This window comes from Vibrio olivae (genome assembly GCF_042428525.1).
Classification (GTDB): domain Bacteria; phylum Pseudomonadota; class Gammaproteobacteria; order Enterobacterales; family Vibrionaceae; genus Vibrio; species Vibrio olivae.
On record NZ_JBHMEP010000002.1, the window covers coordinates 593,768 to 607,566 of the forward strand.

General features: G+C 45.6%; 14 protein-coding genes. 10 read left to right on the forward strand and 4 right to left on the reverse strand.

The features are described 5' to 3' along the window. Nucleotides 1–108 precede the first annotated feature (108 nt). Both ACFFUV_RS12575 and ACFFUV_RS12580 read left to right on the forward strand, forming a co-directional pair. A complete protein-coding gene (locus ACFFUV_RS12575; protein ID WP_390193157.1) occupies nucleotides 109–669 on the forward strand; it encodes an aldolase/citrate lyase/malate synthase family protein in 561 nt (186 codons plus the stop codon). A 380-nt stretch (nucleotides 670–1,049) separates the two neighbouring features. Beyond that, a complete protein-coding gene (locus ACFFUV_RS12580) occupies nucleotides 1,050–2,906 on the forward strand; it encodes a M4 family metallopeptidase (RefSeq protein WP_390193159.1) in 1,857 nt (618 codons plus the stop codon). A 53-nt stretch (nucleotides 2,907–2,959) separates the two neighbouring features. Here ACFFUV_RS12580 and ACFFUV_RS12585 read toward each other — a convergent pair whose 3' ends face one another. From ACFFUV_RS12585 to ACFFUV_RS12595, 3 genes are all read right to left on the reverse strand, one after another. Beyond that, the gene (locus ACFFUV_RS12585) at nucleotides 2,960–3,214 is read right to left on the reverse strand and encodes a Rho-binding antiterminator (RefSeq protein WP_390193161.1); all 255 of its coding nucleotides are present in this window, start codon (nucleotides 3,212–3,214) and stop codon (nucleotides 2,960–2,962) included. A gap of 67 nt (nucleotides 3,215–3,281) precedes the next feature. Further along, nucleotides 3,282–3,695, reverse strand: a complete 414-nt coding sequence (locus tag ACFFUV_RS12590) for a VOC family protein (protein ID WP_390193164.1) — start codon at nucleotides 3,693–3,695, stop codon at nucleotides 3,282–3,284. Between the two features lie 113 nt (nucleotides 3,696–3,808). Further along, entirely contained in the window at nucleotides 3,809–4,072 is a 264-nt protein-coding gene (locus ACFFUV_RS12595; RefSeq protein WP_390193167.1) for a hypothetical protein, read from the reverse strand. A gap of 221 nt (nucleotides 4,073–4,293) precedes the next feature. On the opposite strand from ACFFUV_RS12595, the gene ACFFUV_RS12600 reads away from it, so the two are divergent. Beyond that, complete coding sequence (locus ACFFUV_RS12600) at nucleotides 4,294–5,070, forward strand: substrate-binding periplasmic protein (RefSeq protein ID WP_390193170.1); 777 nt, start codon at nucleotides 4,294–4,296, stop codon at nucleotides 5,068–5,070. Nucleotides 5,071–5,142: 72 nt separating this feature from the next. Here the strand turns inward: ACFFUV_RS12600 and ACFFUV_RS12605 are convergent, their stop codons facing one another. Then, complete coding sequence (locus ACFFUV_RS12605; RefSeq protein WP_390193172.1) at nucleotides 5,143–5,694, reverse strand: MSHA operon transcriptional regulator; 552 nt, start codon at nucleotides 5,692–5,694, stop codon at nucleotides 5,143–5,145. A 766-nt stretch (nucleotides 5,695–6,460) separates the two neighbouring features. Between ACFFUV_RS12605 and rbsD the strand changes: the two genes are divergently transcribed. From rbsD to ACFFUV_RS12640, 7 genes are all read left to right on the forward strand, one after another. Further along, the gene (gene rbsD, locus ACFFUV_RS12610) at nucleotides 6,461–6,871 is read left to right on the forward strand and encodes a D-ribose pyranase (RefSeq protein ID WP_390193174.1); all 411 of its coding nucleotides are present in this window, start codon (nucleotides 6,461–6,463) and stop codon (nucleotides 6,869–6,871) included. Nucleotides 6,872–6,891: 20 nt separating this feature from the next. Beyond that, nucleotides 6,892–8,397: a ribose ABC transporter ATP-binding protein RbsA gene (rbsA, locus tag ACFFUV_RS12615; protein WP_390193176.1), complete on the forward strand. Its 1,506-nt coding sequence runs from the start codon at nucleotides 6,892–6,894 to the stop codon at nucleotides 8,395–8,397. Beyond that, nucleotides 8,394–9,377 (forward strand): ribose ABC transporter permease, encoded by a 984-nt coding sequence (gene rbsC / locus ACFFUV_RS12620; protein WP_390193179.1) that lies wholly within the window; start codon nucleotides 8,394–8,396, stop codon nucleotides 9,375–9,377. Before rbsA ends, rbsC begins: the two co-directional genes overlap by 4 nt. A gap of 62 nt (nucleotides 9,378–9,439) precedes the next feature. Next, a complete protein-coding gene (rbsB, locus tag ACFFUV_RS12625; RefSeq protein ID WP_390193182.1) occupies nucleotides 9,440–10,318 on the forward strand; it encodes a ribose ABC transporter substrate-binding protein RbsB in 879 nt (292 codons plus the stop codon). Nucleotides 10,319–10,425: 107 nt separating this feature from the next. Then, on the forward strand, nucleotides 10,426–11,346 hold the full coding sequence (gene rbsK / locus ACFFUV_RS12630; protein WP_390193185.1) for a ribokinase: 921 nt from the start codon (nucleotides 10,426–10,428) through the stop codon (nucleotides 11,344–11,346). Between the two features lie 26 nt (nucleotides 11,347–11,372). Then, entirely contained in the window at nucleotides 11,373–12,380 is a 1,008-nt protein-coding gene (locus tag ACFFUV_RS12635) for a substrate-binding domain-containing protein (RefSeq protein WP_390193188.1), read from the forward strand. 234 nt (nucleotides 12,381–12,614) lie between these two features. Next, the gene (locus ACFFUV_RS12640; RefSeq protein WP_390193192.1) at nucleotides 12,615–13,790 is read left to right on the forward strand and encodes a lytic polysaccharide monooxygenase; all 1,176 of its coding nucleotides are present in this window, start codon (nucleotides 12,615–12,617) and stop codon (nucleotides 13,788–13,790) included. Nucleotides 13,791–13,799 lie beyond the last annotated feature (9 nt).

The following is a 13,799-nucleotide window of genomic DNA, read 5'->3' on the forward strand; positions in this document are numbered from 1 at the left end:
GTTAAAAATTCACTACTCTAGCAATTAAGCGCTGTCACAAAATTTAAAGATGGTGTGCCGTTTACTTCGCAAATTGATATCAGCACCTTAAGTGCAGAGGGAATAAGTATGAATATGTTAGCAAGGAATAATCACCCCACGACGACACCTTATATTGCGCAGGCGGTGATGGCGGTAGAAGAGTTGAATGTGCAGTTTAGTGAAGAAAAGCAGCAACGGGCTAAGCAGTTGCTCGATAACTTATTTCCTCTGGCGATGGGGAGCCACCAAGACGTTGCAGCTTATGTGATTGATTACTGCCATATTGTCGCTTTCTTTAAAGATGGCCAACACACAGGGCTGCGCGTCCCAAGCCATTTCATCGGCTACAACGGGGAACTGGAAAAGCCAACATCGCTGCTGTTTAGAGATGGAAAGGGCAGCCACCTAGAATTGACCCTTGACCACCCAGGCGGTACGGGGCGTATTGAGGTCACACGGTTTGATGATATGCAGCTCGAAACCTGCATGCGCTTTCCTCAACCAGATAGCCGGGCGATTGTGATGCGCCATTGGGTGAGTTTACTCAAGGGGGATCTTAAAGGGCATCCTTTAGTCAGCCGAGAAACCAAAGAATACCACTCTGCACGTCGAGAGGATTACGTGTTAGTCGATAGTTTTATTGATTAAATTGATTTAGTTATCCCCATTTTTATTTCGATAATAGGAGTGGGGATGACTATTTTATTTCTAGTACGTTATTCTGAATAATAATGATCTAACTCACTGTTTACTATTGATAAATTAATGTAAACCTTGAAGCGCATAGAAATATAGATATATCCTAACTGGTTAATTTCAATAATGAATTTTTTATTAACCCCTTCACTCATTTATCTAATTGATAAAACTGCGTCATAAATATTTTCCAAGTATTAAAAAAAATCTCATGTGTAAAGTTGCTCTTATGCAGTTTGATGCGCATCGTGTTCAAGCTGGTTCAGTGGTACTAGCACTCCTTAGCAATATCTAGGAACAAAGGATAAATTTTAATACTAAAGGAAATAATAATGAATCACTTACAACGTCAGTTTGTTTATCTTGCAGCAGCGAGTACGCTGTTTGCTCTTCCAGTCAGTGCGGCACAGAAGATCAAAATCACCGATACTCAAGTGCTTGAAAATATCCTCAGTGCTCAGGCTCAAAGTATTGCCCCCGTCAATACCGGGTTGGCAGAAGTAAAACGAGTGACCTTGCCAAACGGCAAAGTAAAAATTCGCTACCAACAGACCCATCAGGGATTACCCGTTTTTGATACTGCGGTGGTGTCGACACAAACCAATAGCGGCGCGGGCGATGTGTATGGGATCATGGCGCAAGGGATCAGTGGTGATGTCGCGAGTGTAAAACCTCAGCTCAACGATAAACAGGTACTGCAAATTGCCAAGAGCGACTATCAGCGCCAAATGCAGTTGACTGGCACTCTCTCGACTGAAAACGATAGCGCGAAGTTGATGGTTCGCCTTGATGATAACCAGCAAGCTCAGTTGGTATACATGGTGAATTTCTTCGTACCCTCCGAGCAACCAGCGCGGCCATTTTTCTTTATTGATGCCAATAGCGGAGCCATCGTCAAGCATTGGCAAGGTTTGACGCATGTTGAAGTTGAAGGACATGGCCCTGGTGGTAACCAGAAAACAGGCCAGTATATTTATGGCCAAGACCGTGAGGCATTTATTGTCGAGAAATCGGGCACCACGTGCATCATGGACACCGATCAAGTAAAAACGGTTGACTTGAACGGCAGTACCAGTGACACCCTTGCCTCGGCGTATCGTTATACGTGTGGAAACGACGATAACTACAATGATTATAAATACGTTAATGGAGCATACTCACCGCTCAATGATGCACAATACTTCGGTAAAGTTGTGTTTGATATGTATCGAGACTGGCTAAATACCACACCACTGACTCAGAAATTGGTTATGCGGGTTCATTATGGCAGTAACTATGAAAATGCGTTTTGGAATGGCACATCGATGACATTTGGTGATGGACAAAACACCTTTTACCCCTTGGTTGACATGAATGTCAGTGCTCATGAAGTCAGTCATGGCTTTACTGAGCAAAACTCTGGATTAATTTATGAAGGCATGGCCGGGGGGATTAACGAAGCGTTTTCCGATATTGCCGGAGAAGCGGCTGAGTATTATCGTAATAGTCACAACCAAGAGAGTGACAACCAAGTGGACTGGTTAGTGGGCGCTGAAATTATCAAAGGCTCTGGCGGTTTACGTTATTTCGAACAACCTTCACGTGATGGCAGTTCGATTGACAACGCTAGCCAGTATTACAACGGTATTGACGTTCACCATTCGAGTGGTGTCTTTAACCGAGCGTTTTATCTGCTTGCCAACAAGCCCAACTGGGATGTCCGTAAGGGCTTTGAAGTCTTTGCACTGGCTAACCAACTTTATTGGTCAGCGGACAGTAATTTCGATGATGCGGGATGTGGTGTGGCTGAGGCTGCAGATGACAGCGGATATAATGTCGACGATGTCGTGAATGCATTTGCCCAAGTGGGTGTGAATGCCGCATGCGGATCTTCGCCGGATCAGCCAGATGACGTTCCGACACTATCAGAGCCGGTAACGGGACTTCAGGGGAGTAGAGGATCACAACGCTACTTCAAATTCTCGGTGAACCGTTCGAGCGCCGTTACAGTGAGAATGTCTGGTGGGCAAGGTGATGCAGACCTTTACGTAAAAGCGGGCGAGAAACCGACGTCGAATAGCTACGATTGCCGACCTTATGTCACAGGGAACAACGAGCAGTGCCGTATTAATGCACGAGCAGGTGAAACCTACTTTATCATGATCCAGGCCTATAGCGCGTACTCAGGTGTTACACTGCGTGCTGACTGATTCATTACCTCGTTCATGAGCGAACTTGAAAGGCGTGTTAACTCACGCCTTTTTTAGCCTGTTTGCATAAAAGTAACGGTGCCGAAATGCGGATTGCTCACTAAAGCTTGCATGGTCTGAATATCATCCGTTATGACCTCTAATTCCCCCGTCAATCCTTTCAAAATCAATACTTCCTGCCGTACACGATCATAACGACAATCTAACGCTTTGCCTTCAACAATAGCGCCAGATGCTAGTTTTAAACGAATAGGAAGCTGATAAAGACAGGCAATTTCTAAATAATCATGTTCTTGGCAACTTGGCATCGACCTCTTCCTGTTAGCGACATTATGATGCGAGATAGTGAGTAATAATGACGTTGAGAATCGCTGGCTATTCCATGTCGATGTAGGGTTTAAGTTCGATAATATTCCCTTCTGGGTCTTGAATATAGGTCGAACGTCCAAAGCCTTGTGCACCATAACGCTCAGCAAACTCGCTGCATTCAATGCCATGTGTTTGCAGATACGCACGAACTTGCTGTTCATTCAAGTCTGCGACTTGTAAGCACACATGTTCAACGTTACGTCCATTTTGAGATGGCGCATCGCCTCCAGCACGTCCCAGTTCACTGTCGACAGGGACAATATCAATGAGAGCATTACCTGCACGTAATTGGACTAACCCTAATTCTGGCGGCAGTTCTCGCTCAATTGGACAACCGAGAATATCACAGTAGAAGTGCTGCATTTTTTCCAATTGTGAAGTACGAAAAACCACATGATCTAGGCCTTTAATAGTCAGCATTTCGGTGTCCTTTTGCATCAATACTCTCTCTTAGTCTAACGTGAAAAGTGCACAGTTAAACCGCCCAATGCTGAGAATAAAGTCACGCTCAGTGAAAAAAGTGGTTATGAATGTTACTGGCGGTGTTTGGCTTTTTTATGGGATGCGGAGTGCCCAGCGTTTCCTTTACTACCATGTTTGGCTTTTGATGGCTTTGATGCTTTATCATTTTTATGGTTTTGGTCTGAAGGCGAGCAGTCACCTGCCGAGAGCGTCACGTTGGGGTGAGCCAGTTCAATACAATCGGCGACAACATCAATGTTGGCTTGAGAAAGAGCTAAACTCGCATAGGCGGGAAAGGTCGCTACTAAAGCGAGGGGGATCAATAACCAGCGCATATTTATTCCTTATCTAATTACGTAAACGCACGGCATACTAAAGATTGATTGTTAGCTTATCGTTAGCATGAGATAAAAAGATGGATAAAACTCGATGGGTGACTGCAACGTGTGTTTTAGTCATCTCATGTTGTGATCGAGTCACCAAATCTTTATGTGTAGAGCACAAGCTAAAAAGACCAAGTTACACTTAACGGAAAGGAAACCAACGGGGTGGCGCTATGAAAAAACGCATCTGGCTCAGAGTCCTTGTAGGAGGTATGCTCACTGGCTTTTGGAGCACGGTTACGTATGGTGCGCAGTTAGCACAGCTTCATTTTTATACTGCGAATTACCCGCCAGCGAATTTCCAGCACCAACAACAAGTGACGGGCTACGCGGTCGATTTACTTTACGCGGCGGCTAAAGAGGTGGGACAAACGCTAGAGCCTTCACAATTTACTTTGCAGCCTTGGGCGCGTTCTTATCGAACCACATTAACGGATGAAAACTCTGTTCTGTTCTCAACAACTCGAACGCCTCATCGGGAATCACTATTTACATGGGTTGGCCCCATTCATCCAATTAAAGTGGTCGTTTTAGCGCGTAAAGATGCCAAGATTGAGATTAATAATCCGTTGGAGATGGCCAAATATCGTATCGGGGTGATTCGTGATGATGTGGGGGAACAGAGCTTGTTGGCGCTGGGTTTACCCAGAGAGTCATTACAAGAAGCGACATCGGTAGTGATGTTAGCTGAGCAGCTTCAAAAGAAACGAATTGATCTGCTGGCCTATGACGAAACGGCTGCGCTTTGGTGGGCGAGTCAAAGTGGCATCGATCCCGAGAGTTTTGAGTCAGTTTATCTGCTTAAACAAGGGCAGCTCTACTATGCGTTTAATAAGCAAACCGATGCGGCATTACTTGAGTTACTGCAGACTGGGTTGGATCAACTCAAACGAGAAGAAGATGAAAATGGTATGACCAAGTATCAGCGTATTATTGAGCAATATTGGTAAGTCATGGTGAATAAAGAAGCCAACATGAATGCCGGCTTCTTTATTGGTTTTAGTGTTGGGTATGCTTGACGATTAAAAAACAGATTTTTTCACAAAGTATGGATTATCATATTTTTTCGCCGGCCCTAAGTCTTGAACCACAAGTTTATTCCAAAGGGCTTTATCAAATTCTCCTTTGGGAATAGAAGGATATAACGTTTCGACCTCTTCGGTGGCAAAACGCATAAACTGTTTTTTCTTTATTTGGTTATATTTACGAGCAATGCGATTGTGTTTAGCCAACCACTCTTGCTTGTACTTAACCAGTTTTGGCATCGCCTCATCAAGTGGCACTCGCGACAAATAAACACGCTTATAAGAGACTTTACGGTCGATCATCGTCCGCATTGCTGTCTGGATATATTTGCCATGCTCAGTGATGGAAAAATCTTTCTCATCAAATAAAGCGACATTCCAACCTGATGGGAACCAGTTCTTAGTTCGACGGAAATATTGATTGCGCTCTTGTAACGCTTGATGCAATACAATATCCGAGGTCCCTTTCAGTGTTTTTTGCCACTGACCAATGCGCACTTGAAGCGCATTTGGCAGGCGGTAAATATTAGTAAATTTATCTTGGTCCATTGATCAATACACAAATGTTATTCGGTCTTAGACATAATGAATTTTATCGATGGCCTATTTAGATTGTTCTCATCGATATAACACTAGGCAACTGAAAGTCGGCAGCTGGGTGTTGCTTAATTCAGCATAAGCTAAACTTTGCCCATTGTAGTGAAAACATACGTTGGTTACTACCTCAACCGCTGGTTAAGTCGCCGTTATCATGAAAAATGTCATTATTATCGTCTAATCTGCGAGTTATCGACGATGATTCATAGGGACGTATGACCTTATTTAGCCCTCAAGCTTGGTGTGTTTGCTATGCCCACTTTGGCTTAAGGCCCAATTATAGCGTAGTTTCTACGCTGTCTATTGGTCTCTATTTACGGCTTATTTCAATCACTTTGATGAAAGGTAATCTCTGTGATGTCACAGTGATATGCTCCCAAAACTTCACTGAGATTAATGTTAATTAGCGCGCACTTTATCAGTGTTCCTCATCGCTATTTCAAGACAGTGTTAATTTTCATTTCCACATTCTCTTTTCGATCTTCGCGACATAATTTTCCAACAAAACGAGGTGATACTGCTCACTAAATTTGTTGGCTCAAAACCGATTCAAATGATCAAACTCACAGTTCAATCTTTGCCCTAATGCAAAAAATAAATTTATCGTTAGCATTCATCGAAACGTTTCGATGGCGTTATAAATAATAAAAATATTTGCTTAGATTTCGAAAAATAAAGCATTTGAATGTATCCATTAACTGCAACTTGAGGTCGGAAAATGAAAAAAAGTGCGTTGATAAATTCCCATTTATCCCACCTAGTTTCTACGCTAGGGCACACCGATGAAGTCACGTTTGGTGATGCGGGACTGCCGATTCCTGACTCGACTCAACGTATTGATTTAGCTCTCACTTTAGGCGTTCCTACCTTCTTGGAAACCGTCAAGGTTTGGCTGAGTGAGGCGCAGATCGAAGGCATCGTTTTAGCCGAAGAGATCAAAACCAAAAATCCTCAACTTCATCAATCGCTATTAGCGTTGATTGAGCAATCCACCACGCAACCTATCCACATTGAGTATGTCAGCCACGAGCAATTTAAGTCGCGTACGGCACAGAGTAAGGCAGTTGTTCGCACCGGTGAGTGTAGCCCGTATGCCAACGTCATTTTTCAATCTGGCGTTGTGTTTTAACTCGACTGAGAGGAACCGTTATGAGTGATGCAATTTTACAGCTCAGCGACATCGAAAAGTCTTTTCCCGGAGTTAAAGCGCTCGATAAAGCCAGCTTAAATGTCTATCCCGGACGTGTCATGGCGCTGATGGGTGAAAATGGCGCTGGGAAATCGACGTTAATGAAAGTATTAACGGGTATTTACACACTTGATGGCGGCGAAATCCGCTATCAAGGACGACCAGCCGCATTTCAAGGCCCTCGTGATTCTCAGCAGGCGGGCATCAGTATTATTCACCAAGAACTCAATCTTATTGCTGAATTGACCATTGCAGAGAATATTTTCCTTGGCCGAGAAAAAACCAACGCGTTTGGCAAGATTCTATGGAATCAGATGTATCGAGAAGCGGACGCTCTACTGGCTCGTCTCAATGTCAAACGCAGTGCTAAAACCCCGCTAGGTGAACTGAGCCTTGGTGAGCAACAAATGGTGGAAATCGCCAAGGCACTCTCCTTTGAATCTAAAGTGATCATTATGGATGAGCCAACCGATGCTTTGACTGATACCGAAACAGCATCGTTGTTTAACGTGATTGATGAGTTGCGTAGTCAGGGGTGTGGCATTGTTTATATTTCCCACCGACTCAAAGAGATCTTTGAAATTTGTGACGACATTACAGTGTTGCGTGACGGCAAGTTCATTGGCGAATGCTCAGTCGCGGAGACACATGAAGATGGCCTCATCGAGATGATGGTTGGGCGCAAACTGGAAGATCAGTACCCACGAATTGATGTCAAAAATGGCGATATTTGCCTTGAAGTGACCAATTTAACGGGGTCTGGTGTGCATGACGTGTCGTTCAGCCTCAAGCACGGTGAGATTCTAGGTGTGTCAGGCTTAATGGGGGCGGGGCGCACCGAATTAATGAAAGTGATTTATGGCGCGCTACCCAGTGAACGCGGGCACATTACCTTAGAAGGCCAAGTGCTGACCCTCAACTCACCGGAAGATGGCGTGCGAAGCGGTATTGCCTACATTTCTGAGGATCGTAAAGGCGATGGGTTAGTTCTTGGATTGTCCGTGAAAGAGAACATGTCTCTGTGTGCGCTCAATCGTCTCTCTAACGGCATTCAAATTCAGCATCAGCAAGAGCTGCTCGCGGTGGATGACTTTATCAAAGTCTTCAATATCAAAACGCCAAATCGTGACCAAATAATCGGTAACCTCTCCGGGGGTAATCAGCAAAAGGTAGCAATTGCAAAAGGGCTGATGACAACCCCTAAAGTTTTGATTTTGGATGAACCGACTCGTGGTGTCGATGTCGGCGCAAAAAAAGAGATCTATCAACTGATTAACCAGTTTAAAGCCAGTGGTATGAGCATCATTTTGGTGTCATCAGAAATGCCAGAAGTGCTTGGCATGAGCGATCGAATTATCGTGATGCATGAAGGCAGAATTAGCGGTGAGTTTGATGCCAAACAGGCCGACCAAGAAACTTTACTTGCCTGCGCAGTAGGTAAATCGCATGACGAGGTAGCAGCATGAGTACCAATACAATGAATAAAACGCCCCAGGTTTCTTCCAATAAATGGCCGAGCAAAGCTTGGTTGATCGAACAGAAATCGCTCATCGCTTTAATCTTTCTGATTGTGGTGGTGTCATTTTTAAACGCGAACTTCTTTACGGTGGATAACCTACTCAACATTCTGCGCCAAACTTCGATCAATGCCATTATCGCAGTTGGGATGACGTTGGTTATTTTGACCGCAGGTATTGATTTGAGTGTCGGTTCGGTACTTGCGTTATGTGGTGCGCTTGCGGCAAGTATGATTGGCCTAGAAATGTCGGTATTCATTGCGGTTCCACTGACTTTGCTTGCCGGCGCAGCGCTGGGGGCGTTGAGCGGTACCATCATCGCTAAAGGTAAGGTGCAAGCCTTTATCGCGACCTTGGTGACGATGACGCTGCTTCGCGGTGTCACTATGGTATATACCGATGGTCGCCCCATTTCTACAGGGTTTACCGATACCGCAGATGCATTTGCGTGGTTTGGTACTGGTTACGCCTTAGGTATTCCTGTCCCCGTGTGGTTGATGGTCGTTGTGTTTGGCGCAGCGTGGTACTTACTCAACCAAACGCGTTTTGGACGCTATATCTACGCCTTGGGCGGGAATGAGTCAGCAACCCGTTTATCCGGTATTAATGTTGATCGCATCAAAATTGGTGTTTATGCCATATGCGGCATGTTATCAGCACTTGCTGGCATTATCGTAACGTCCCGCTTGTCGTCAGCGCAGCCTACAGCAGGTATGGGCTATGAGCTTGATGCTATCGCTGCAGTTGTCCTTGGCGGCACCAGTTTGATGGGCGGCAAAGGTCGGATTATGGGCACGCTTATCGGTGCGCTGATCATTGGCTTTCTCAATAATGCGCTTAACTTGCTCGACGTCTCGTCGTACTACCAGATGATTGCCAAAGCTGCCGTAATTTTGCTGGCTGTGATGGTCGACAACAAAAACAAATAAACAACAAACAGGGCTGACCAAAGAGTCAGCCTCCCCAACCCTCCCTGAAAAGGACGATAACGATGAAAAAACTGACCACTTTGATCTCTGCCGCTTTACTTTCATCTACGGTATCGGTTGCTGCCCAAGCACAGGATACCATGGCGATAGTATTGTCGACGCTTAACAACCCGTTCTTTGTCACCATGAAAGATGGGGCAGAAGCTAAGGCGAAAGAGTTAGGTTACAACTTGATTGTGCTTGATTCACAAAACGATCCGAGCAAAGAGCTGTCGAATGTAGAGGATTTGACAGTTCGTGGTGTTAAAGCGATTTTGATCAATCCTACTGATACAGATGCCGTATCGAATGCGATTCGTATGGCCAATCGTGCAGGTATTCCGGTATTGACGTTAGATCGCGGAGCTCGTCGTGGTGAGGTGGTCAGTCATATCGCGTCGGATAACGTGATTGGTGGTGAAATGGCGGGTCATTTCATTATGGAGAAAGTGGGTGAAAAAGCCAAAGTCATTCAACTTGAAGGGATTGCGGGAACCTCGGCGGCACGTGAGCGTGGTGAGGGCTTTATGAATGCAGTCAGCAGCAGTGAAATGACGTTACTGGCCAGTCAACCTGCCGATTTTGACCGTACTAAAGGGCTTAACGTCATGGAAAACTTACTGGCAGCCAATCCAGATGCGCAAGCGGTGTTTGCTCAGAATGATGAAATGGCGCTTGGTGCGCTGCGCGCCGTTCAAGCTGCGGGGAAAGACATTACTATCGTAGGCTTTGATGGGACCAAAGATGGGATCGCTGCTGTGAAACGAGGCAAGTTGGCCGCTACCATTGCTCAGCAACCTGATCTTATCGGTGCATTGGGCGTGGAGACAGCAGATAAAGTGCTAAAAGGTGAGAGTGTTGAAGAATACATTCCGGTACCGTTAAAAGTGGTGACAGAATAATCACGCTTCTGCCCTCGTTAGGAGGGCAGATAGCTTTATTCACGACACCGTGAATAAAGCTATCTCCATTTGCTGTGAAATAAGGCTAGTTAGCCGAGGATTATTGTATGAACAAGCTAGTTGTACTAGGTAGTGTAAACGCCGATCATGTTCTTCAGGTGCCTTCTTTTCCTCGCCCCGGTGAGACATTACATGGCCAAAATTATCAAGTGATTCCCGGAGGCAAAGGGGCAAACCAGGCGGTCGCGGCGGCGCGGCTTAACGCGGATATTGGCTTTATTGCCAGTATCGGTGACGATTCGTTTGGCATTAATATTCGCGAAAGCTTTAAATACGATGGCATGGATGTGTCAGCCATCAAAATGGCGCCCAACTGCCCAACAGGTATTGCGATGATTCAGGTCAATCAGAGCGGAGAAAATACCATTTGTATCTCAGCGGAGGCCAATGCCAAATTAACCTCAAACGCCATCGAAGAATATTTACCTCGTATCCAGCAAGCGGATTATCTTTTGATGCAGTTAGAGACCCCAATAGACGGCATTGAAAGTGCGGCCAGAGCCGCTAAAAAAGGGGAGACTCAAGTGATTTTGAACCCCGCGCCAGCCTGCGTGTTGTCTGATGAATTATTAAGTTGTATCGACATTATTACGCCGAATGAAACCGAGGCCCAAGTGCTGACCGGGATTGAAGTGAATGATGATGTCACTGCGCAGCGTGCGGCCAATGCACTGCATGCGAAAGGCATTGCGACGGTGATGATTACGTTAGGTGCCAAAGGCGTGTGGTTAAGTCAGTCACAACAAGGGCAACTGATCACCGGCTTTCGAGTGGATGCCGTGGATACCACCGCTGCGGGCGACACGTTTAACGGCGCATTTGTGACTGGTTTATTGGAAGGTTTGTCTTTAGAATCAGCAATTAAGTTCGCTCATGCGGCGGCGGCGTTATCGGTAACTCGATTTGGCGCTCAAACGTCCATTCCTAGCCGCATTGAAGTGGATGAGTTTTTGCAACAGCACAGCTAATCTTTGCTAGGGAAAAGGAGTGACCTGTGGCAACAATGAAAGACATTGCAAAGCTTGCCGGAGTGTCAACGTCCACGGTAAGTCATGTCATTAATAAAACGCGCTTTGTCAGTGAAGAGATCGCTGACAAAGTCAATCGCGCCGCCCAAGATCTGAATTATGCGCCTTCCGCGTTGGCGCGCAGTCTTAAAATGAATCGTACCAAAACCATCGGTATGTTAGTGACCACTTCAACCAACCCCTTTTTCGGTGAAGTGGTGAAGGGGGTAGAGCGCAGTTGTTATCACCAAGGTTACAACTTAGTACTCTGTAATACTGAAGGTGATTCGCAGCGAATGCGTGCTTCTATTGATACCTTGCTCCAAAAACGGGTAGATGGATTGCTCCTGATGTGCTCGACCTTAGTCGGAGAGCGTATTGATATTTTTGAACGTTATCCAGACATCCCGATCGTCGTTATGGATTGGGGCCCGATGTTGTTTAGCAGTGACAAAATTCAAGATAATTCACTGCAAGGTGGCTACATGGCTACCAAGTATTTGATTGAGGCAGGTCATCGTGATATTGGCTGTATTACAGGGCCTTTAATTAAACATCAGGCGCAGATGCGCTACGAAGGTTACAAGCGAGCCATGAATGAAGCTGGGCTTGGGTTTAATGCCGACTGGATCTTAGAAGGTGACTTTGAGTGTGAAGGGGGCTATCAATGCTTTAAGCAGTTGTATGAAAGAGGCAATTTGCCTAGCGCACTGTTTGTTTGTAATGACATGATGGCAATGGGAGCCATTAACGCCGCGAACGAACTGGGTGTCAGTATTCCTGATGATGTATCAATGATTGGATACGATGATGTGCATATTGCTAAGTTTATGACCCCGTCCCTCACAACCATTCATCAACCGAAATACCGTTTGGGCAAAGCGGCGGTTGAAGCGCTACTGAAAAGGCTGGAGCAGCCAGATGGCGAAACTCAGATGGTTCAGCTTGAGCCCACCCTAGTTGAGCGTAGCAGTGTAATGCCTATCAATTATTAGACCAGCAAAGTGCTGGTCTCGTTCCTAACAGCTCAAAGCTGAAATATTTTGAAGTGACTCGAAGCGATATGTCGTTATACGTAACGCTTGAGTTGGTGCTGGAAACAATATGGCATTTTGATTATTTCCTTAGCGTGAATGATGCGATTTTTACTTTCATTTAAGCAGCAGTTGCTAGCTTAAGTGCATGGCGTGAAGCCAGTGAATTGTTAGTCAGTCAAAAAAGGAATAATAATGAAACAGTTATATATCTCCAGTGTGCTAGGTGCTGCAGTTTATGCTGCGCTCTCCGGTGTTCAAGTTCAGGCTCATGGGTGGGTCGAGTTTCCCAGTGCTCGACAAAATATCTGCTTTTTAGACGGGGGTTTTTGGGATAACACCATTCCGAATGCCGCGTGTCAAAATGCTTATGATCTATCGGGAGCCTATCCGTTTGTGCAGCGTAATGAAGTTTCTGCGAACGTGGCCAGTTATAACGATATGGATGCCGTGAAAGCGGTTGTGGTGGATGGTCAGCTTTGTTCTGCGGCTGACCCTGCGAAATCGGGGTTGAATATCCCTTCGCCAGATTGGCAAAAAACTGCAATAACGTTAGATGAAAATCAACAAATTGAACTGGTCTTTAACGCTACCGCGGTTCATAACCCCTCGTATTGGCAATTTTATCTCACTACACCCAACTATGATGGATTTACTCCCCTTACGTGGAATGATTTGGAACAGATTGGTGAGGCGCAAAACGTCGAAGCTGGAAGTGATAAAAAGTACCGAATCAAGGTAACACTGCCTTCGCAGCGCACGGGGGACGCGGTACTCTTGACTCGTTGGCAGCGTGTCGACCCAGCTGGAGAAGGGTTTTATAACTGTAGCGACATTACTTTTAGCGCGGATGGAGATAGCAGCATTCCAACGGTTCCCACAGAGCCTCCAGTTGAAAGCCAAGAATTAACGGCATTGGGTCAATTTGTGGAGACAGGGTTTGGCCCCGCGGAGGTTGGCGATACCGTGCGTTTTCGCAGTTTCGACCGTGACGGCAATGAAATTCGTGACCTAACGATGATGATATCTAACACCAACCTCAACACTTGGGGGCCAGAACTTGCGGCGCAGTTTAACCAAGATAACAAGGGTTGGGTTATCGGTATTTGGAGTGAATCGATGCAACATTATATGTTCGATAGCGAGAACCTTTACGCAAACCAAGTGCATGCTCCAGATGCTCTTTTCAGTTATCAACTTTCTTTAATAAAACAAGACCAGCCACCAACGCAAGTCGATAACTTATGGCAAGCTGATGTCATATATGATGTGGGAGACGTGGTAATCCACGATGGACAAAGCTGGACGGCACAGTGGTGGACACGTGGCGAAGAGCCGGGAACAACAGGGCAATGGGGCGTTTGGCGCTAGCGATAACCA